This is a genomic window from Acidovorax sp. A1169 (assembly GCF_030704685.1).
GTDB lineage: Bacteria > Pseudomonadota > Gammaproteobacteria > Burkholderiales > Burkholderiaceae_C > Acidovorax.
In genome coordinates this window covers 39,773-58,904 of record NZ_JAUZDX010000024.1, presented here as the reverse complement: position 1 = coordinate 58,904, position 19,132 = coordinate 39,773, and the positions used below count along the sequence as shown (strand labels likewise).

Here is a 19,132-nt window from a genome sequence, read left to right as displayed (position 1 = left end):
TACGTACCCCGGTCCCAACCCGCCCAGCTACAAGGAATACGCCATGGCCAGCGAACTCATCAAGCACCTCACCGACGCCAGCTTTGAAGCCGACGTACTGCAGTCCACCACCCCCGTGCTGGTCGACTACTGGGCCGAATGGTGCGGCCCCTGCAAGGACATCGCCCCCCACCTCGACGACCTGGCCAAGGCCTATGAAGGCAAGCTGCTGATCGCCAAGCTGAACATCGATGAGAACCGCGAGACGCCTGCCAAGTTCGGCATCCGCGGCATCCCCACGCTGATGTTCTTCAAGGACGGCCAGCTGTCGGCCACCAAGATCGGCTCCATGCGCAAGGAGCAGTTGACGGCTTTCGTCGACCAGCAATTGGCATAACGCCACTGCTGGTGGTGGCACTCCGGGCCGGGGTGCCACCGTCCCGCATTTCACCGCCGCTTGCATCTCTTCACATGCCCGAGGGCAGAGGCCTGGCCTTCCCGGATTTTTTCCTGTCATAATTCCAGCAGATCACCGGCTTGCACGCATTGGCAACCGGTTCGAGAGATCCCCAGGCACGCCGTGACTGCCATCAGCAGACCACCGGCGAACAGCCCACCTCCCCCGAGACACCTACCTACTCCGCCAAGGAGTCATTCCATGCACTTAAACGAACTCAAGGCACTGCACGTGTCTGAAGTCCTGAAGCAGGCCGAAGAACTCGAAATCGAAAACACGGGCCGGATGCGCAAGCAGGAGCTGATGTTTGCCATCATCAAGAAGCGCGCCAAGGCCGGAGAGCAGGTGTTTGCGGATGGGGTGCTGGAAATCCTGCCCGACGGTTTCGGCTTTCTGCGCAGCCCGGACACGAGCTTCACCGCCAGCACGGACGACATCTACATCTCCCCCAGCCAGGTGCGCCGCTTCAACCTGCACACGGGCGACATGATCGAAGGCGAAGTGCGCACCCCGAAAGACGGCGAGCGCTACTTTGCCCTGACCAAGCTCGACAAGGTCAACGATGGCCCGCCGGAGCAGAACAAGCACAAGGTGATGTTCGAGAACCTGACGCCCCTGTTCCCCAAGGAGCAGATGCGCCTGGAACGCGACGTCAAGAGCGAAGAGAACATCACCGGCCGCATCATCGACATCATCGCGCCCATCGGCCGTGGCCAGCGCGCACTGATCGTGGCCCCGCCCAAGAGCGGCAAGACGGTGATGATGCAGCACATCGCCCACGCCATCACGGCCAACAACCCCGACGTGCACCTGATGGTGCTGCTGGTGGACGAGCGCCCTGAAGAAGTGACCGAAATGCAGCGCACGGTCAAGGGCGAGATCATCGCCTCCACCTTCGACGAGCCCGCCGCGCGCCACGTGCACGTGGCCGAGATGGTGATCGAGCGCGCCAAGCGCCTGGTCGAGCTCAAGAAGGACGTGGTGATCCTGCTCGACTCCATCACCCGCCTGGCACGCGCCTACAACAACGTCGTACCCTCCAGCGGCAAGGTGCTGTCGGGTGGTGTAGACGCGGCCGCGCTGCAGCGCCCCAAGCGCTTCTTCGGCGCCGCCCGCAAGGTCGAGGAAGGTGGCTCGCTGACCATCATTGCCACCGCGCTGGTCGACACCGGCAGCCGCATGGACGAAGTGATCTTTGAAGAATTCAAGGGCACGGGCAACTGCGAAATCCACCTGAACCGCCGCCTGTACGAAAAGCGCGTGTTCCCCGCCATCGAGCTCAACAAGAGCGGCACGCGCCGCGAAGAGCTGCTGCTGGCGCCCGAGATCCTGCAGAAGACCCGCATCCTGCGCCAGTTCATGTACAACATGGATGAGATCGAGTCCATGGAACTCATGATCAAGAACATGAAGGCCACGAAAACCAACGTCGACTTCTTCGACATGATGCGCCGGGGCGGTTGACGGCTTGGAATTCAACCGGCTAACGTCGTTGGGGAGCCTTGCCGTGCGAAAGCACTGTCTGCGGCTCCCCGCCTAGTTATCCGGCCGAATTCCAACCCGTACAAGCCTGCTTTTTGGCACCACGGATACAACGCCCTGCAGGTCGCGAAGCCTGCGGGGCGTTGTCGCTTGGGGCGGTTCACCAGCGCGCCTGCGCAGAGCCCAGGGCCAGCGCAGGGCGGTCCCAGTGCATGGCTGCGCCCTGCACCTGCAGCGGCGGCAGCACCCGCCGGGCCGGGCCCCAGGACGTGGGCTCCAGCGCGTCATTCCAATCATCTTGCTGCTCGGGCGCCAGAGGCTCCACGGGGCCTCTCTCGGCGGGCACCAACCAGTGCGCTGTGCGCGCCAGGGACAGCCGCGCCGTGCAGCCCGCGCCGGTGGCCCTGCGGCGCACCAGCCCGCGCACGGCAGCCGCCGTCATCAGGTAGCCCGTGGCGTGGTCGATGCCCTGCACTGGTAGCGGCACGGGCCGGTCCTGGCCCGAGAGACGCATGCCCGCCTCGGCGATGCCCGTGCTCATCTGCACCAGGCTGTCGAAGCCGCGCCGGCCCTGCCAGGGGCCGCTCCACCCGTAGGCGGTGAGCGACACGTCCACCAGGCCCGGATTGAGTTCGCGCCGCCTTTGCTCGCCCAGCCCCAGCCGCTCCAGCGCGCCGGGCCGCAGGCCATGCACCAGCACATCGGCCTGGCGCAACAAGCCTTCGAATACCAACAAGTCAGAGGCGACCCGCAGGTCCAGCCGCGCACAGCGCTTGCCCAGCACCACCTCGGGCACGGTGACGGGCTCATCCCAACCGGGCGGGTCGATGCGCAGCACATCCGCGCCGAAGCCCGCCATGAAACGCGTGGCCGTGGGGCCAGCAAGGATGCGCGTGAGATCGAGCACCCGCACACCGCGCAGGGGCCGCGCGGGATCGATGCGCCAGTCGGGCTTGGCCACCGGGTTTCCAATACTCCAATGCACCAGGGGTTCGGCCTGCACCGCCAGGCCTTGTGGGTGGGCATTCCAGTCCGCCACGCTGCGTATGGCGGCTGCGCAACCGCCCCGCTCCACCACTGCGGCCTCCAGTGCGTCGGCATCCCAGTCGGCCACGGCGCGCGCAACGACCTCCCTGTCGGCCTCCACACCCAGCACGGCCAAGGCCGCATCGCGGTGGTGCGGCGCATTCGTGTGCAGCCGCACCCAGCCATCGGCCGCGCGGTAGTCCCCGGCCACGGCATCCCATACCGGCGGCAGGGACCAGCCCTGCGGGCGCAGCGACATCCCGAACCAGAAGGAGGCCAGGCGCCGGTCCACCTGTACGGCGGGCCCATCGCTGGCAGCCTGTGCGATGAACTCGGCCACGGCAAGCCCCGCCACACCCACCGAGGCGGTGGCCAGGTCCGTGACCGGAAACACCGAGGGCAGATCGCCCCGGCCTGCGATGGACAGGTGGTTCAGTGACGCTGCCGGGCCATCCAGCGCTGCCCATGCCTCGCAAGCCAGCGCCAAGGCGCCCGTGGGGACTGAAATCGTGTGGGCAGACATAAGGAAAACCTCCTTGAAAGAGCTTCCCAGAATAGGTTGGCACCACTTATTGTCAATATTGATATATATTTTCAACATCATTTTTTTGCAATACGCCGTGTCCAGTTATCTCTCCGCCGCCGAAACCGCAGAACGCCTGGGTGTCTCGCGCGCCACGCTGTACGCCTACGTGAGCCGGGGCATGCTGCATGCCCACCCCGGCCCCGCGCCGCGCGAAAGCCGCTATGCGCTGGCCGACGTGGACATGCTGGCGGGCCAGCGCAAGCGCGGACGCAAGCCGCGCGAGGTGGCCAAGGCCACCTTGAGCTGGGGGCTGCCGGTGCTGGAATCGGCCATCACCTTGATCGAGGATGGCCGGCTGTACCTGCGCGGTGCCAGCATCGAAGGCCTGGCGCAGGCCAGCAGCGTGGAGGCCGTGGCCACCCGGCTCTGGCAGTGCGCGCAATCCGTCGCCTTTGGCCCCGTGGCACCGACCTCCCCTGCCGTGCTGGCGCCCGTGCAGGCCCACATGGCCCGCCAGCGGCCCGAAGAATCGCTGCTGCCCCTGTTCACCCTGGCCTCCGAAGACGCCCCCACCGCCCAGTGGCAGGCCACACCCGAGCGACTGGCCGAAGGCTGCGGTGCGCTGGTGCGCCTGCTGGCCGCCTGCCTGCTGGGCACGGCGCCCAACGCCGACCCCCTCCACCTGCAATGCGCCAGAGCCTGGCAGCTCGATGGCGAAGGCGCTGATCTGGTGCGCATGGCGCTGGTGCTGTGTGCCGACCACGAGCTCAATGCCTCCAGCTTCACTGCGCGCTGCGTGGCCTCCACCGGGGCCAGCCTGCGCGCGGCCGTGGTGGGCGGGCTGGCGGCACTGACCGGCGCACGCCACGGCGGAGCCACGGCCCGGGTGGAGGCCCTATGGGACGAGTTGGGCGATTCTTCGCCCGCCGCAGGCCTGCACCAGCGGCTGGCCCGCGGCGAGGCCCTGCCCGGCTTTGGCCACCACCTGTACCCCGAGGGCGACGTGCGCGCGCGGCTGCTGCTGGCGCGCATCCTGCCCCTGCGGCCCACATGGGCGCCCTGGATCAGCGAAGCCCAGGCCCTGGTGGGCCAACCCCCGTCGCTGGACTTTGCGCTGGTCGCCGTGCGCCGCCACCTGGCCCTGCCGCAGGGTGCCGCCTACGGGCTGTTTGCCCTGGGCCGATCCCTGGGCTGGATCGCGCACGCGCTGGAGCAGCGCAGCGGCGACGGCCTGATACGCCCTCGCGCTGCCTACACGGGCCCACGGCCCTGAGTTTGGAAGTTGGGGCACTCGGGTTATAATGGAGGGCTTTTTCTGCGGAAAGTACGCTGGATGCTCCACGGCGCAAAGGTTGCTCCGGGTCCAGCACGGCTCCCGCACTTGACAAGGATTGATCATGAAAGAAGGCATTCACCCCAACTACCGCGAAGTTCTGTTCGTGGACCTGTCCAACGGTTTCAAGTTCGTCACCCGCTCGTGCGTGAACACCAAGGAAATGGGCAAGACTGAAGACGGCCGTGAACTGCCGCTGTTCAAGCTCGACACCTCCAGCGAATCGCACCCCTTCTACACGGGCACGCAAAAGTCCGTGGACAACATGGGTGGCCGCGTGGAACGTTTCCGCAACCGTTTCGGCAAGACCACTTCGACGAGCGCTGCGCCTGCTGCTGCCGACAAGTAATCTGCACGCAATGCGCCAAGAGGCAGCCCGGGCAACCGTGCTGCCTTTTTTCTTGGGCGCGACGTGCACTGTGACGGGGGTTACCAGATTTACCCTGACCACCAAAGCCTGCTGACGGAACCCGGGCGCTTATCCCTTATTCTTGGCGGCTCCCCAAAGCCACTGACCACCGCGTGAATCCACCGACCCCAGCCATCGTTACCCAGAATGCCGTGCGGCCGCTGCCGCGCTGGGCCCTGATGCTGCTGTGCATTGCCTACGTGGTCCCCGGCTTCGTGGGGCGCGCACCCTGGAAGAGCGCCGACATCACTGCCTATGGCTACATGCTGGAGCTGGCGCAAGGGCGCACCAGCTGGCTCAACCCGCTGCTGGGCGGCATGGCGCCCGAAACCGAAGGCCTGCTGCCCTACTGGCTCGGGGCGCTGGCCATCCAGTGGGCGCCTTCCTGGCTGTCGCCCGAGATGGCGGTGCGCCTTCCGTTTGCCGCCCTGCTGGCGCTCACGCTCATGGCTACCTGGTATGGCGTGTACTACCTGGCGCGCAGCCCGGGTGCCCAGCCCGTGGCCTTTGCCTTCGGCGGCGAGGCCACCCCGCTCGACTACGCGCGTGCCATTGCCGATGGCGCCCTGCTGGCGCTGATCGCCTGCCTGGGCCTTGCCCAGCTCTCGCACGAGGTGACCAGCTACCTGGTGCAGCTCAGTTGCACCTCCTTCCTGTTCTTCGCCTTTGCTGCGCTTCCCTACCACGCCGGCAAGGCGCTGGGCGCCATGCTGGTGGGCGCCTTCGGCCTCACGCTGGCCGGGGCGCCTGCGCTCACGGTGCTGCTGGGTGCCAGCGGCGTGCTGCTGGCCTTGCGCCTGCCCGACAAGGACGAGCGCCAGTGCAAGTCCTGGGCGGTGGCCACGGCGCTGGTCATCGTGGCCGCCGCCGCGCTGGCCTGGCAGCTCGACCTGTGGCGCTGGCGCATCGTGGGCACGGAGGGGGGCGGCAAGGAATGGGCCAGCCTGGCACGCCTCCTGGTCTGGTTCGGCTGGCCCGCCTGGCCCCTGGCACTGTGGACGCTGTGGCGCTGGCGCAAGCAGATCGCCAGCCGCCAGTGGCACCGCCACCTGCTGCTGCCGCTGTGGTTCACGGCCATCTCCATAGGCGCCACCGTCACCACCCAGCCGGCCGACCGCGCGCTGCTGCTGGGCCTGCCCGCGCTGGCAGCGCTGGCGGCGTTTGCCCTGCCCACCCTCAGCCGCAGCATGGGCGCGCTGATCGACTGGTTCACGCTGATCTTCTTCAGCGTCTCGGCGCTGGCCATCTGGGTGATCTGGATCGCCATGCAGACCGGCGTGCCCGCCAAGCCGGCGGCCAACGTGGCCAAGCTGGCGCCCGGTTTCGTGCCCGAGTTTTCGCTGCTGGCCCTGGTGGTGGCGCTGGCGGCCTCGGTGGGCTGGTGCGCGCTGGTGTGGTGGCGCGCCTCGCGCAACCGCGCCCCGATCTGGAAGAGCCTGGTACTGCCCGCCAGCGGCGCCGCGCTGAGCTGGCTGCTGCTCATGAGCCTGTGGCTACCGCTGCTGGACTTCGCGCGCAGCTACGTGCCGCAGATGCGAGCCATCAACGCCGTCGTGGGCGAGAACCCGGGCTGCGTGCAGACTGTGGGCCTGAGCCGCGCCCAGGTGGCCGCCCTGCAGTACCACGCCGGCTTCACGCTGCACCCGGCCAGCCTCGCGGTGACCGGTTGCGCGTGGCTGGTCTCGGACATCGCTTCCTGGCCCGCACCCGCATCCGCGGTGGACGGGCTGCAATGGGAGCGCGTAGCCACCCTGGCACGCCCCACGGACAAGACCGATTTTCTGCTCGTGTTCCGGCGCATCGAAACCGAAACCAACAACTGATGCGCGAGCTGTCGACCATTTCCCGCCACGCCGTGACGGTGCTGGCCGGGCAACTGGCCGTCATGGCCTTCGGCGTCGCCGACACCATCGTCGCGGGCCGCTACAGCGAGGCCTCGCTGGCCGCGCTGTCGGTGGGCTCGGCCATCTTCATCAGCGTCTACGTGGCGCTGATCGGGGTGCTCAGCGCCCTGCTGCCGGTATGGGCCGAGCAGCGCGGCGCAGGGCACCGGCAACAGCTGGGCGCCTCGCTGCGCCAGTCGCTGTACCTGTGTGCCGTGGCCAGCGCCCTGGGCATGGCGGTGCTGCTCTCGCCCGGCGCCGTGCTGCGCTGGACCGAGGTGCCCGATGCGCTGCGCAACGAGGTCGAAAATTACCTGGCCGTGCTCGCGCTGGCACTGCCGCCAGCCCTGCTGTTTCGCATCTACAGCACGCTCAACCAGGCCCTCGGGCGCCCGCAGCTGGTCACCTGGCTGCAGGTGGGCTCGCTGTTCATCAAGGTGCCGCTGTCCATCTGGTTCACCTTTGGCGGCGCGGGCCTGCCCGCGCAGGGCGCCGTGGGCTGCGCCTGGGCCACGCTGGTGGTCAACTGCAGCATGCTCGCGCTGGCGGTCTGGCTGCTGCGCACCCAGTCGCTGTACCAGCCGCTGGCCCTTTGGAAGCCGCTGGAGCGCCCGCACTGGCCCACCATCGCCGGCTTTGCACGCCTGGGCGTGCCGGCGGGCCTGGCGGTGATGGTGGAGGTGACCTCGTTCACGCTGATGGCCCTGTTCATCGCGCGCCAGGGCACGGTGGCCTCGGCCGCGCACCAGATCGCGTCCAACCTCGCAGCCGTGCTGTACATGGTGCCGCTGTCGCTGTCCATTGCCACCAGTGCGCGCGTGAGCTACTGGCTGGGCGCAGGCGAGCCGCAGCGCGCACGCCAGGTGGCACTGCTGGGCGTGCGCCTGGCCTGCGCCATCGGCCTGGGCCTGGCTGCCCTGATGTTCCTGGCGCGCAACCACCTGGGTGCGCTGTACTCATCAAACGCGCAGGTGGTGGCGGTGACGGGCGGGCTGCTGGCCTGGGTGGCCGCCTACCATGTGGCCGACGCGCTGCAGACCCTGTGCGTGTTCGTGCTGCGCTGCTACCGTATCACGGTGGCGCCGCTGGTGGTGTACTGCACGCTGCTGTGGGGCGCCGGCCTGGGCGGCGGCTACCTGCTGGCCTACCAGGGCCTGGGGCCCTGGAGCGCGGTGGCCACGCCGGCCACCTTCTGGGCCGCCAGCGCCGCAGCCCTGGCCGTGACGGCCGCCCTGTTCGCCGCCATGCTCTGGCGCGCGATCAGGCGGCCAGCGCCTGCGGCACTGGCGCGCGCAGCCGGCTGACCGGAAAGGTGACGCAGAAGGTCGAGCCCTTGCCCAGGGCACTCTGGATGCTCAGCGTAGCGCCATGGCGCTGCAGCACATGCTTGACGATGGCCAGGCCCAGGCCCGTGCCACCGGTTTCGCGCGAGCGGCTGCGGTCCACCCGGTAAAAGCGCTCGGTCAGCCGCGGAATGTGCTCGGGCGCGATGCCCGGGCCCGTGTCCTTGACCGAGAACGCGGCCGAGCCATCGTCCTTGCGCACCCAGCTCACCGTGATCGTGCCGCCTGCAGGCGTGTAGCGCACGGCGTTGTTGATGATGTTGGACAGCGCGCTCTGCAGTTCCGCCGGCACACCGGCGATATCTCCCTGGGCCCGCAGCTCCTGCGCCGATGGGAAGATGAGCGTGTGGTGGCGCTGCTGGGTCTGCGTGAGCAGGGCCGACAGGGCACGGCTTTCCTCTTCGCAGCGCTGCACCAGGCCCTGCACGGGCATCCACTCGGCCATGCCGGGCGGCGGGCTGCCCTCCAGCCGGGACAGCGTGAGCAGGTCCTGCACCACGCTCTGCATGCGTGCGGCCTGCTGGGACATCATGCCCAGGTAGCGGGCGCGCTCGTCCTGCGCCAGCGGCAGGGTCTGCAGCGTCTCGACAAAACCCATGAGCACCGTGAGCGGCGTGCGGATCTCGTGCGAAACGTTGGCCACGAAGTCACGGCGCATGGCCTCGGCCTGCTCCAGCGCCGTCACATCGCGCGACAGCAGCAGCGTGCGGCCGTCGCCATAGGGGTGCAGCTGCACCGAGATGCGCACCGGGCGCGACGAGGTGCTGAAGCGCCCTTCCAGCACCACATCGTGCGTGAAATCCTGGGTGGTGTAGTAGGCGGTGAAATCGGGATCGCGCACCAGGTTGCCGATCGACTGCATGACATCGCGCTGCGCGTCGAAGCCGAACTGGCTGGCCGCCATCTGGTTGCACCACTCGATGTGGCCCTGCGCATCCAGCAGCACCACACCGTTGGGCGTGGCCTGCAGCGCGGCCAGTATCTCCTGCAGGCGGTTCTGGCTGCTCTGCACCTCCTGGGCCTGCAGGCGCAGCAGGCGCCGCGACCGGTCGGCTGCCTCGCCCCACATGCCGCGCATGACCGGCGCGTTCGACAGGTCGCCCGTGCGCAGCCAGTGCAGCACGCGCGCGCCGCGCAGCAGGTCCCACACGAACCAGGCCCAGGCCGCTATCGCTGCTCCCAGGGCCGCCCCCCAGGGACCACCCTGCCACCAACCGAGTCCGCCACCGGCGATTTGCCAGAGCAGAAAATACGTGAATCGCCAGAGCATGCGGATTGCAAAGCCTTCTCAGAAAACCGAGGGCGCCACCGTGGCGCCCTGTGACCCGTCAGGCTTGCAGCTGCTGCACCTGGGGTTGCGATTGCGCCGTGAGCCGGTAGCCGGCACCGCGCACCGTTTCCACCATCACCGATGCGGCGCCCAGCGCTTCGCGCAGGCGCTTGACGTGCACGTCCACTGTACGCTCTTCGATGAAGACATGGTCGCCCCAGACCTTGTCCAGCAGCTGCGAGCGGCTGTGAACGCGCTCGGCATGCTTCATGAGGTAATGCAGCAACTTGAACTCGGTGGGGCCGACCTTGAGCTGTTGGCCCTGAAACGTTACCCGGTAGGTGCCCGCATCCAGCGCCAATTCGCCGATGGTCACGCTGTCGCTGACCTGCTCGGGCGCGCGGCGGCGCAGCACGGCACGGATGCGCGCCAGCAGTTCCTGCGTGGAGAACGGCTTGGTGATGTAGTCGTCGGCACCGGCGTCCAGGCCCGCCACCTTGTCCGGCTCGTCGCCGCGGGCCGTGAGCATGAGGATGGGGATGGGCTTGGTGCGCGCATCGGCACGCCACTTGCGCGCCAGCGACAGGCCACTCTGGCCAGGCAGCATCCAGTCGAGCAGGATGACGTCGGGCAGCACGGCATCGAGCTCGCGCTGGGCCGACTCGCCATCTTCGGCCCAGAAGGGCTGGAATCCGTTGTGCCGCAGGTTGACCGCGATCAGCTCGGCGATCGCAGGTTCGTCTTCGACGATCAGAACACGGGGTAGCTTTCTCATACAGCGTTCATGGGCCTACAGTACGGCCGATTCGATCTCATCGAGGGCCGTGTGGCGCACGTCCTTGCCCTTGACCAAGTAGATGATGAGTTCGGCCACATTCTTCGAATGGTCGCCGATGCGCTCGATGGCCTTGGCCAGGAACAAAAGGTCCAGGCTCGGGGAGATGGTGCGGGGGTCTTCCATCATGTAGGTGACCAGCTTGCGCACGAAGCCATCGAACTCCTTGTCGATCAGATCATCCTCCTTGAGGATATCGACAGCCATCTTGGTGTCCAGACGGGCAAACGCATCCAGCGCCTTGCGCAGCAGGCCCGAGGCCAGCTCGGCCGCCACACGCAGGTCGCTCGACGGCAGCGAGCGCGCGGCGCCGCTCTCGATGATGGAGCGCACCATGCGCGCCATCTTGTTGGCCTCATCGCCCATGCGTTCGAGGTTGGCCGTAGCCTTGGAAAACGCGATCAACAGGCGCAGGTCGCGCGCCGTCGGCTGACGGCGCGCGATGATGGAGGACAGCTCCTGATCGATCTCCACCTCCATGGAGTTCACGCGCACTTCGATGGCGGCGACCTGTTCCACGGCCTCCAGGCTGAACTGCGACAGGGCGTACACGGCCTGGCGGATCTGCGACTCCACGAGACCGCCCATTTCCATGACGCGGGCGGAGACGCTGTTGAGTTCGGAGTCGAACTGCGACGAAAGGTGCTTGTCGGGCATTGCTGTCTCCTTAGCCGAAACGGCCGGTAATGTAGTCTTCGGTTTCCTTGCGCTGCGGCTTGAAGAACATCTGTTCCGTCTCGCCGAACTCGACCAGGTCGCCCAGGTACATGTAGGCGGTGTAGTCGCTGCAGCGCGCGGCCTGCTGCATGTTGTGGGTCACGATGACCACGGTGTAGTCGTTCTTGAGCTCGGCGATCAGCTCTTCCACCTTGGCCGTGGAGATCGGGTCCAGTGCCGAGCAGGGCTCGTCCAGCAGCAGCACTTCGGGCTTGATGGCAATGCCGCGGGCAATGCACAGGCGCTGCTGCTGCCCGCCCGAGAGGCTGGAACCGCTCTGGTTGAGCTTGTCCTTGACCTCGTTCCACAGCGCGGCCTTGCGCAGCGCCCATTCCACACGGTCGTCCATGTCGGTGGCGTTCAGGCTCTCGAAGAGCTTCACGCCGAAGGCGATGTTGTCGTAGATCGACATCGGGAACGGCGTGGGCTTCTGGAACACCATACCGACCTTGGCGCGCACCAGGGCCACGTCCTGCTTGCTCTTGAGCAGGTTCTCGCCGTCCAGCACGATCTGGCCTTCAGCGCGCTGCTCGGGGTACAGCTCGAACATGCGGTTGAAGGTGCGCAGCAGCGTGGATTTGCCACAGCCCGAGGGGCCGATGAAGGCCGTGACCTTATGCTCAGGGATGTCGAGGTTGATAGCCTTCAGGGCATGGAACTTGCCGTAGTAGAAGTTCAGGTCGCGCACCGTGATCTTGGACTTGTTGGGCGCGTCGTTCTTGAGAATAGCGGACATGAGGGTGTCTTTCTTGCTGCTGGGGCTTACTTTTGGCGGGTCAGGACCCGCGCCAGGATGTTCAGGCCGAGAACTGCGACGGTGATCAGGAAGACGCCGGCCCAGGCCAGTTGCTGCCAGTTCTCGTAGGGGCTCATGGCGAACTTGAAGATGGTCACCGGCAGGCTGGCCATGGGCTTGGCCAGGTCGCCGTTCCAGAACTGGTTGTTCAGCGCGGTGAACAGCAGCGGGGCGGTTTCACCGGCGATGCGGGCCACGGCCAGCAGCACACCGGTGATCACACCGGCGCGGGCAGCGCGCAGCGTCACCATCAGGATCACCTTCCACTTGGGCGTGCCCAGGGCGTAGGCGGCCTCGCGCAGGCTGGCAGGCACCAGGATGAGCATGTTCTCGGTGGTGCGGATGACCACCGGGATCACGATCAGCGCCAGCGCCAGGATGCCGGCGTAGGCCGAGAAGCTCTTGAAGCGCGCCACCACCACGGCATACACGAACAGGCCGATGACGATGCTGGGTGCCGACAGCAGGATGTCGTTGACGAAGCGCGTGACCGAAGCCAGCAGGCTCTTGGTCTCGTACTCGGCCAGGTAGATTCCGGCCATGATGCCGATGGGCGTGCCCACGAAAGTGGCCAGCACCACCATCACGAACGAGCCGTAGATGGCATTGGAAATGCCGCCCGCTTCGTTCGGCGGTGGCGTCATCTGGGTGAACAGGGCGATGTTCAGGCCCCCCACGCCCAGGCGCACGGTTTCCCACAAAATCCAGACCAGCCAGAACACGCCGAACGCCATGGCGGCGAGCGACAGGACGAGGGCGATCTGGTTGACGCGCTTACGGCTGTTGTAGCGCGCCTGGCGCTGCTGGTCGAGCTCGGCCGCCGAGATCAGGCGCTGCGAGGTGCTTGTGCTGGTGCTCATGTGCGAGCTCCTTCGTTCTTTTGCAGGCGTGACAGCAGGATCTTGGACAGCGTCAGCACCACAAAGGTGATGAAGAACAGGACCAGGCCCAGGTAGATCAGCGAAGCCTGGTGCAGGCCCTCGCCGGCTTCGGCGAACTCGTTGGCCAGCGCCGAAGTGATGCTGTTGGCCGCCTCGAACATCGACAGCGAGGACAGCTGGTTCATGTTGCCAATGACGAAGGTCACGGCCATGGTTTCACCCAGCGCCCGGCCCAGGCCCAGCATGATGCCGCCGAGCACGCCGGTCTTGGTGTAAGGCAGAACGACCTTCCACATCACTTCCCAGGTCGTGGAGCCCAGGCCGTAGGCCGACTCCTTGAGCAGGGCGGGCGTGACTTCGAACACGTCGCGCATCACCGAGGCGATGAACGGAATGATCATGATGGCCAGGATGATGCCGGCCGACAGGATGCCGATGCCCACCGGGGGGCCCGACACGAAGGCACCCAGGTAGGGCACGCCCGCGAACAGCGCCTGAAGCGGCTGCTGCACGTAGGTCGAGAGGATGGGGCCGAACACCATCAGGCCCCACATGCCGTAGACGATGGAGGGCACTGCCGCCAGCAGCTCGATGGCGGTGCCCAGGGGGCGCTTGAGCCATGCTGGCGACAGCTCGGTCAGGAACAGTGCGATGCCGAAGCTGACGGGCACCGCAATGACCAGGGCGATGATGGACGTGGTCACCGTGCCATAGATCATGACCAGGCCGCCGTACTCGTCCTGAACCGGATCCCATACGCTGCTGGTGAGGAAACTCAGGCCGTACTTGGCAATGGAAGGCCAGGCGCCTACGACCAGGGAGCCCAGGATACCGACCAGCAGCAGCAGGGTCAGGATGGCGGCGCCGCGCGCCAGCCAGCCGAACAGCCGGTCGGCCAGCATGCCGGAAATCAGGGGGCGGGAGGGAGGTGGAGGCATGTTTTTGGTGCGCAGAGGGGCCGTCTCAAGGGACGGATTGTCGCGGACCGGCATCGTAGTGGACACGTTGGTAGCCTTGGATTCAGTGAAGTGAAATCGAAAGGCCGGCGTGTCGCCGGCCCCGTGAGATTACTTGAAAGCTACCGCCTTGCCAGAGGTGTCCTTGATGTCACCCCACGACTTGAGGATGATGGCCTTCACGCTGTCGGGCATGGGCACATAGTCCAGGTCTGCAGCGGTCTTGTCGCCCTGGGCATAGGCCCAGTCGAAAAACTTGAGTGCCGTGGTGGCCTGGGCAGGCTTGTCCTGCGATTTCTGCATCAGCACGAAGGTCGCGCCGGTGATGGGCCACGAATCCTTGCCAGGCTGGTTGGTCAGGATCTGGTAGAAGCTCTTGGCCCATTCGGCGCCGGCAGCAGCGGCCTTGAAGGCCGTGTCATCAGGAGAGACGTAGGCGCCATCGGCGTTCTGCATCTGCACATAGGTCATCTTGTTCTGCTTGACGTACGCGTACTCCACGTAACCGATGGAGTTGGGCAGGCGGCCCACAAAAGCGGCCACGCCTTCGTTGCCCTTGCCGCCGGCACCCGTAGGCCAGTTCACGGCCGTGCCTTCACCGACCTTGGACTTCCACTCGGCATTCACCTTGCTCAGGTAGTTCGTGAAGATGAAGCTGGTGCCCGAGCCATCGGCGCGGCGCACGGGGGCAATGGCAGCATCTGGCAGGGCCAGACTGGGGTTCAGCGCCTTGATTGCGGCGTCGTTCCACTTGGTGATCTTGCCCAGGTAGATGTCACCCAGCACTTGGCCACTCAGGCGGATCTGACCGGGAGCGATACCCTTGATGTTGACCACCGGCACCACACCACCGATCACGGTGGGGAACTGCACCAGGCCCTTTTTGGCCAGGTCTTCGTCCTTCAGGGGCGCATCCGAGGCACCGAAGTCGACCGTCTTGGCTTCGATCTGGCGCAGACCGGCACCCGAACCCACCGACTGGTAGTTGATCTTGATGTTGGTGGCCTTGTTGTAGTCAGCCGCCCACTTGGAATACAGAGGCGCCGGAAAGCTGGCACCTGCACCGGTGGCTTCCTGCTGCGCCATGGCTTGAGAGAACGCACCAGCAGCGACGACACCAGCAACAAGGACCCGAATCGCGGACATTTTCATGAAGACACCTCTTGGATGAGTGAGTAGGGATGAGGCGACTCTAGGGTCCGTATATGACATTGTCGTGACACGCAGGCCGGTTGTCACACATCTCTTCTCCATGGAGGACCACCCTCTTGTGTCATCCAGTTGTCACGGGAGCTGCTTAGTCTCCCGCCACCGAGATGAATCGGCTATCTACCTGGAGAATCACATGTTCCGCCGTTACGCACTGCAATCCGCTCTCGCCCTTGCTGCCGCCGCCACCCTGGCCGGCTGCTCCAGCATGGGCTCTGCCCCCGCAACCCTCGACGGCACGATTGCAAAGACGCCTTCGCTGAGCACCTTCAACAAGCTGGCCGTGCAGGCCGGCCTGACCGACACGCTCAAGGCCGCCGGCCCCTACACCGTGTTCGCCCCGTCGGACGACGCCTTCAAGGCCGTGCCCGCCAAGACCCTGGCAGAACTGCAGGCCAATCCCGCCCAGCTCAAGGCCGTGCTCAACCACCACATCGTGGCAGGCCGCGTGACCGCCGCCGAGGCCAAGGCCGGCAATGCCAAGACCCTGAATGGATCGAACGTGGCACTGGCCCGTGCTGGCGCTTTCGTCACCGTGGACGAAGCCATGGTGACCCAGGCCGACGTGATCGCCACCAACGGTGTCGTACACGTGGTCGACACCGTGCTGATGCCCCCCAAGAAGTAACCGGCCAGCCGCACGACATGACCCGCACACCCCGCCCTGGCCAGACCGGCGTTCTGCGCCGCCACTGGCTGCAAGGGGTGGCGGCCATGGGCCTGACAGGCACCGCCGGAGCCCAAGGGACGGAACCATCCGCCAAAAAAGCGGATGCCGACCGCCCCCATGTGGTGGCGCAGGTGGCGGACCTGTCTGCGGACCAGCAGGATGTGAGCCGCGACTTCCTCGTCGGCTCGCGCACCGCATGGCAGGAGATCAACGCCAGGGGCGGCGTGCAGGGCCGCCCCGTGCAGCACCAGACGCTGGAGACCGATGGCACCCCCGCGAGCCTGCAGTCCGCCTGGCAGAGCGCGCAGCGCCAGGCCAGTTGCATCGCCCTGTCGGGCTGCGTGGGCAACACGGCGGCCAGCGGGCTCATCGCCCTGCAGGCCAAGTCGCCCGGCGATGCCGCCCTGCCCTTCGTGGCGCCCTGGCTGCATGACACGGCAGGCATTTCCACGGCCAACGGCGCCAGCGACACCGTGTTCGACGTGTTCGCCGGGCACGAGGCCCAGATCACCCACGCCATCAAGAACCTGGCCAGCATGGGCGTACAGACGGTGGGCGTGGCCTATGCCAGCGCGGCCGTGCGGCGCCAGTCCGAGGCCATGGTGGCCCATGCGGCCCAATCGATGTCGCTCAAGGTGCAGGCCATTTCGCCACCAGGCGGCGCCGCAAAGGCCGGCACGGGAGCGCGCGTGGACCAGACCATCATCCTGTTCATCGGCGGCACGCCCGAGCTTTTTTCGTTCCTGGACCAGCTCGCGCTGCCCCAGGGCCGCCAGTGCTATGTCGTGGCGCTGGCCGACGTGAACCTGCAGGTGCTGGCCCAGATGGGCCCCACGGCCGCCAAGGCCTCGGTCATCGTCACCCAGGCCGTGCCCATGGTGAACGCCAGCCTGCCCGTGGTGCGCAGCTACCGCGACGCCCTGGCGCGCTTCTACGACGAACCCCCCTCCCCCCTGGGCCTGGCCGGCTACATCGCCGCGCGCTACACCGCCGAGGTGATGGGCGGCATCTCCGGCCCGGTCACCCGCGCCAGCATGCTGGCCGCCCTGCAAAAGCGTGCCGCCGTGAACATCGGCGGCTATGCGATCGGCTACCAGGGGCGCCAGCGCACCAATGCCTACGTGACGCAGAGCATGCTCACCACGAACGGGCGCATCATTGGCTGAACTCACTCTTGCGCGCCGGCCCGGGTGCTATGCTGGGCCGAAAGGAAAAACGCGCACCCCGCGCACCACCATGCACAACGGAACACTGCTCGCAGCTGTGGATCTGGGATCCAACAGCTTTCGCCTTGAAATCGGCCGCTACGAGCACGGCCATGTCCAGCGCGTCGAATACCTCAAGGAAACCGTGCGCCAGGGCAACGGCCTCGACGAGAACCGCAACCTCACCCCCGAGGCCATGCAGCGCGGCTGGGATTGCCTGGCCCGCTTCGGCGAGCGCCTGGCGGGCTTTTCGCGCACGCAGGTGCGCGCCGTGGCCACCCAGACGCTGCGCGAGGCACGCAACCGCGAAGAATTCATCGTGCGCGGCAGCCAGGTGCTGGGCTACCCGATCGACGTGGTCTCCGGACCCGAGGAAGCACGGCTGATCTACCAGGGTGTGGCACGCCTGCTGCCCCAGTCCGACGAGCGGCGTCTGGTGGTGGACATCGGCGGGCGCTCCACCGAACTGATCCTGGGCCAGCAGTTCACGCCGCACGCCGTGGCCTCCTTTCGCGTGGGCAGCGTGGCCTGGTCCTCGCGCTATTTTGCCGATGGCCTGTTCACACCCCAGGCTTTCATGGCCGCCGAGATTGCCGCCAAGGCCGTGCTGGACGAAGCCCTGACCAGCTTCCGGCCAGACGGCTGGGACGTGGCTTATGGATCCTCCGGCACTGCCGGTGCCGTCGGAGACATGCTGGCGGCAGCAGGCGGACCCGAAGGCCTAATCACCCGCGAGGGCCTCGATTGGCTGCACGAGCGACTGTTGCGCGCCCAGAGCGCGGACCGCGTGCGCATCGACGGCCTCAAGGACGAGCGCCGCGCCGTGATCGGCGGCGGCATCAGCGTGCTGCGCGCCGTGTTCGACCTGCTGCACATCGAGCAGATGCAGGTGGCCCAGGGCGCGCTGCGCCAGGGCGCGCTGTACGACCTGCTCGACCGCGAGCAGCCCGGCACCGACCTGCGCAGCACCACGGTCAACGGCCTCATGCAGCGCTTTGGCGTGGACATGGAACATGCCGAGCGCGTGGCCCGCATCGCCTGCCAGCTGTTCGACCAGGCGGCCCCTACCGGCAGCGAGCGGGCCTCGCGCAAGCTCGACTGGGCGGCGCGCCTGCACGAGATCGGCTGCCGCATCTCGCACAGCGACTACCACCGCCACGGCGCCTATATCCTGGACAACACCGACGCTGCCGGCTTTGCCATGCCCGAGCTGCACCGCCTGGGCATCCTGGTGCTGGGCCAGCGCGGCAAGGTGCGCAAGCTGGTGGAGGTGGACCTCACCGACGCGGGCTTTGCCCTGCAGCTGCTGTGCCTGCGGCTGGCCGTGGCCCTGTGCCATGCGCGCCGCGACCCGGACACCGAAGGCCTGCAGCTGCAGGTCAAGGGCAACCGCTTTGTGCTGGCGGCGCGCCGCGGCTGGGCAGCCGGCTACCCGCAATCGGCCCACCTGCTGCGCGAGGAAATGCTGGCCTGGCAGAAGACCCCATGGGAGCTGGTGGCAGAGCTGCCGTGACGTGAAAAGAAAAACGGTATAAACTGTTTATACCGTTTTATTTTTTGAAGTCATGACCACCACTGCACCAGCAACCACCCCCATCGTCCCCACCGCAGCAGCCACCCCGGCCGTGGCCTCCGCTGCCAAGGCACCCGCCGCCGTGAAAAGCACCGCCGCTTCCAAGCCCGCCAAGGTAGCCAAGGCACCGAAGAAAGCTGCGGCCACCAAGCCTGCCGCCGCCCCGAAGGCAGCCGCCAAGGCTTCAACAGCCAAGCCTGCAGCCAGCGCAAAGCCGGCAGCCAAGGCAGCCGCCAAGCCCAAGGCTGCAGCGCCCGCCGTGAGCAAGCCTGCAACCAAGCCCGCAGCAGCCGTGGTACCCGCCAAGGAAGTTAAGGCCAAGAAGCCCAAACTCGTGCGCGACAGCTTCACCATCCCCAAGGACGAGTACGCCGTGGTCGAAACGCTCAAGCAGCGCGCCGCCGCCCTGGCCCAGCCCGCCAAGAAGAGCGAACTGCTGCGCGCCGGCCTGAAGCTGCTGACCACCTTGTCGGACACCGCCCTGCGCAGCGCGCTGCAGGCCGTGCCTTCGATCAAGACCGGCCGCCCGAAGGCCGAGGCTCCTGCCGCCAAGAACGGCCGCAAGTAAGAAAGCGGCCCGAG

General features: G+C 66.8%; 18 protein-coding genes. 10 read left to right on the top strand and 8 right to left on the bottom strand.

The window, feature by feature from the left end:
* Window positions 1-43 precede the first annotated feature (43 nt).
* Together trxA and rho are read left to right on the top strand one after the other, a co-directional pair.
* Window positions 44-376, top strand: a complete 333-nt coding sequence (gene trxA, locus QYL93_RS27445) for a thioredoxin TrxA (RefSeq protein WP_305746659.1) — start codon at window positions 44-46, stop codon at window positions 374-376.
* Window positions 377-637: 261 nt separating this feature from the next.
* Window positions 638-1,900, top strand: coding sequence for a transcription termination factor Rho (gene rho / locus QYL93_RS27440; protein WP_056067265.1), 1,263 nt, complete (start codon window positions 638-640; stop codon window positions 1,898-1,900).
* Window positions 1,901-2,078: 178 nt separating this feature from the next.
* Here the strand turns inward: rho and QYL93_RS27435 are convergent, their stop codons facing one another.
* Window positions 2,079-3,467: a CoA transferase gene (locus tag QYL93_RS27435; protein WP_305746642.1), complete on the bottom strand. Its 1,389-nt coding sequence runs from the start codon at window positions 3,465-3,467 to the stop codon at window positions 2,079-2,081.
* 97 nt (window positions 3,468-3,564) lie between these two features.
* Between QYL93_RS27435 and QYL93_RS27430 the strand changes: the two genes are divergently transcribed.
* The 4 genes from QYL93_RS27430 to QYL93_RS27415 all read left to right on the top strand — a co-directional run bounded on the left by QYL93_RS27430 (window position 3,565) and on the right by QYL93_RS27415 (window position 8,399).
* A complete protein-coding gene (locus QYL93_RS27430; RefSeq protein ID WP_305746641.1) occupies window positions 3,565-4,743 on the top strand; it encodes a citrate synthase family protein in 1,179 nt (392 codons plus the stop codon).
* Window positions 4,744-4,867: 124 nt separating this feature from the next.
* Entirely contained in the window at window positions 4,868-5,152 is a 285-nt protein-coding gene (locus QYL93_RS27425) for a type B 50S ribosomal protein L31 (protein ID WP_305746640.1), read from the top strand.
* Between the two features lie 173 nt (window positions 5,153-5,325).
* Window positions 5,326-7,035 (top strand): hypothetical protein, encoded by a 1,710-nt coding sequence (locus QYL93_RS27420; RefSeq protein WP_305746639.1) that lies wholly within the window; start codon window positions 5,326-5,328, stop codon window positions 7,033-7,035.
* Window positions 7,035-8,399 carry an MATE family efflux transporter gene (locus QYL93_RS27415; RefSeq protein ID WP_305746638.1) on the top strand — a complete coding sequence of 455 codons (1,365 nt, stop codon included), beginning with the start codon at window positions 7,035-7,037 and terminating at the stop codon, window positions 8,397-8,399. Before QYL93_RS27420 ends, QYL93_RS27415 begins: the two co-directional genes overlap by 1 nt.
* On the opposite strand, the gene phoR is transcribed toward QYL93_RS27415, so the two are convergent.
* The 7 genes from phoR to pstS form a co-directional block, all read right to left on the bottom strand.
* Entirely contained in the window at window positions 8,356-9,708 is a 1,353-nt protein-coding gene (gene phoR, locus QYL93_RS27410; protein ID WP_305746637.1) for a phosphate regulon sensor histidine kinase PhoR, read from the bottom strand. The genes QYL93_RS27415 and phoR overlap by 44 nt on opposite strands.
* A gap of 58 nt (window positions 9,709-9,766) precedes the next feature.
* Window positions 9,767-10,483, bottom strand: coding sequence for a phosphate regulon transcriptional regulator PhoB (phoB, locus tag QYL93_RS27405; protein ID WP_057205663.1), 717 nt, complete (start codon window positions 10,481-10,483; stop codon window positions 9,767-9,769).
* 15 nt (window positions 10,484-10,498) lie between these two features.
* Window positions 10,499-11,200, bottom strand: coding sequence for a phosphate signaling complex protein PhoU (phoU, locus tag QYL93_RS27400; protein WP_305746636.1), 702 nt, complete (start codon window positions 11,198-11,200; stop codon window positions 10,499-10,501).
* 10 nt (window positions 11,201-11,210) lie between these two features.
* The gene (gene pstB / locus QYL93_RS27395; protein WP_305746635.1) at window positions 11,211-11,996 is read right to left on the bottom strand and encodes a phosphate ABC transporter ATP-binding protein PstB; all 786 of its coding nucleotides are present in this window, start codon (window positions 11,994-11,996) and stop codon (window positions 11,211-11,213) included.
* Window positions 11,997-12,022: 26 nt separating this feature from the next.
* Window positions 12,023-12,916, bottom strand: a complete 894-nt coding sequence (gene pstA / locus QYL93_RS27390; protein WP_305746634.1) for a phosphate ABC transporter permease PstA — start codon at window positions 12,914-12,916, stop codon at window positions 12,023-12,025.
* A complete protein-coding gene (pstC, locus tag QYL93_RS27385; protein WP_370877048.1) occupies window positions 12,913-13,929 on the bottom strand; it encodes a phosphate ABC transporter permease subunit PstC in 1,017 nt (338 codons plus the stop codon). Before pstC ends, pstA begins: the two co-directional genes overlap by 4 nt.
* A gap of 75 nt (window positions 13,930-14,004) precedes the next feature.
* A complete protein-coding gene (gene pstS, locus QYL93_RS27380) occupies window positions 14,005-15,045 on the bottom strand; it encodes a phosphate ABC transporter substrate-binding protein PstS (protein ID WP_179681296.1) in 1,041 nt (346 codons plus the stop codon).
* 193 nt (window positions 15,046-15,238) lie between these two features.
* On the opposite strand from pstS, the gene QYL93_RS27375 reads away from it, so the two are divergent.
* From QYL93_RS27375 to QYL93_RS27360, 4 genes are all read left to right on the top strand, one after another.
* Window positions 15,239-15,730, top strand: coding sequence for a fasciclin domain-containing protein (locus QYL93_RS27375; RefSeq protein WP_305746633.1), 492 nt, complete (start codon window positions 15,239-15,241; stop codon window positions 15,728-15,730).
* Window positions 15,731-15,747: 17 nt separating this feature from the next.
* Window positions 15,748-16,938, top strand: coding sequence for an ABC transporter substrate-binding protein (locus QYL93_RS27370; protein WP_305746632.1), 1,191 nt, complete (start codon window positions 15,748-15,750; stop codon window positions 16,936-16,938).
* A 70-nt stretch (window positions 16,939-17,008) separates the two neighbouring features.
* Window positions 17,009-18,490: a Ppx/GppA phosphatase family protein gene (locus tag QYL93_RS27365; RefSeq protein ID WP_305746631.1), complete on the top strand. Its 1,482-nt coding sequence runs from the start codon at window positions 17,009-17,011 to the stop codon at window positions 18,488-18,490.
* A gap of 52 nt (window positions 18,491-18,542) precedes the next feature.
* Entirely contained in the window at window positions 18,543-19,118 is a 576-nt protein-coding gene (locus QYL93_RS27360) for a hypothetical protein (protein WP_305746630.1), read from the top strand.
* Window positions 19,119-19,132: the final 14 nt, after the last annotated feature.

Excerpts from the sequence above, each read along its gene's own strand:
- trxA (WP_305746659.1), top strand. The coding sequence starts at position 44 with ATGGCCAGCGAACTCATCAAGCACCTCACCGACGCCAGCTTTGAAGCC.
- rho (WP_056067265.1), top strand. The coding sequence starts at position 638 with ATGCACTTAAACGAACTCAAGGCACTGCACGTGTCTGAAGTCCTGAAG.
- QYL93_RS27435 (WP_305746642.1), bottom strand. The coding sequence starts at position 3,467 with ATGTCTGCCCACACGATTTCAGTCCCCACGGGCGCCTTGGCGCTGGCT.
- QYL93_RS27425 (WP_305746640.1), top strand. The coding sequence starts at position 4,868 with ATGAAAGAAGGCATTCACCCCAACTACCGCGAAGTTCTGTTCGTGGAC.
- QYL93_RS27415 (WP_305746638.1), top strand. The coding sequence starts at position 7,035 with ATGCGCGAGCTGTCGACCATTTCCCGCCACGCCGTGACGGTGCTGGCC.
- phoR (WP_305746637.1), bottom strand. The coding sequence starts at position 9,708 with ATGCTCTGGCGATTCACGTATTTTCTGCTCTGGCAAATCGCCGGTGGC.
- phoB (WP_057205663.1), bottom strand. The coding sequence starts at position 10,483 with ATGAGAAAGCTACCCCGTGTTCTGATCGTCGAAGACGAACCTGCGATC.
- phoU (WP_305746636.1), bottom strand. The coding sequence starts at position 11,200 with ATGCCCGACAAGCACCTTTCGTCGCAGTTCGACTCCGAACTCAACAGC.
- pstB (WP_305746635.1), bottom strand. The coding sequence starts at position 11,996 with ATGTCCGCTATTCTCAAGAACGACGCGCCCAACAAGTCCAAGATCACG.
- pstA (WP_305746634.1), bottom strand. The coding sequence starts at position 12,916 with ATGAGCACCAGCACAAGCACCTCGCAGCGCCTGATCTCGGCGGCCGAG.
- pstC (WP_370877048.1), bottom strand. The coding sequence starts at position 13,929 with ATGCCGGTCCGCGACAATCCGTCCCTTGAGACGGCCCCTCTGCGCACC.
- pstS (WP_179681296.1), bottom strand. The coding sequence starts at position 15,045 with ATGAAAATGTCCGCGATTCGGGTCCTTGTTGCTGGTGTCGTCGCTGCT.
- QYL93_RS27375 (WP_305746633.1), top strand. The coding sequence starts at position 15,239 with ATGTTCCGCCGTTACGCACTGCAATCCGCTCTCGCCCTTGCTGCCGCC.
- QYL93_RS27370 (WP_305746632.1), top strand. The coding sequence starts at position 15,748 with ATGACCCGCACACCCCGCCCTGGCCAGACCGGCGTTCTGCGCCGCCAC.
- QYL93_RS27365 (WP_305746631.1), top strand. The coding sequence starts at position 17,009 with ATGCACAACGGAACACTGCTCGCAGCTGTGGATCTGGGATCCAACAGC.
- QYL93_RS27360 (WP_305746630.1), top strand. The coding sequence starts at position 18,543 with ATGACCACCACTGCACCAGCAACCACCCCCATCGTCCCCACCGCAGCA.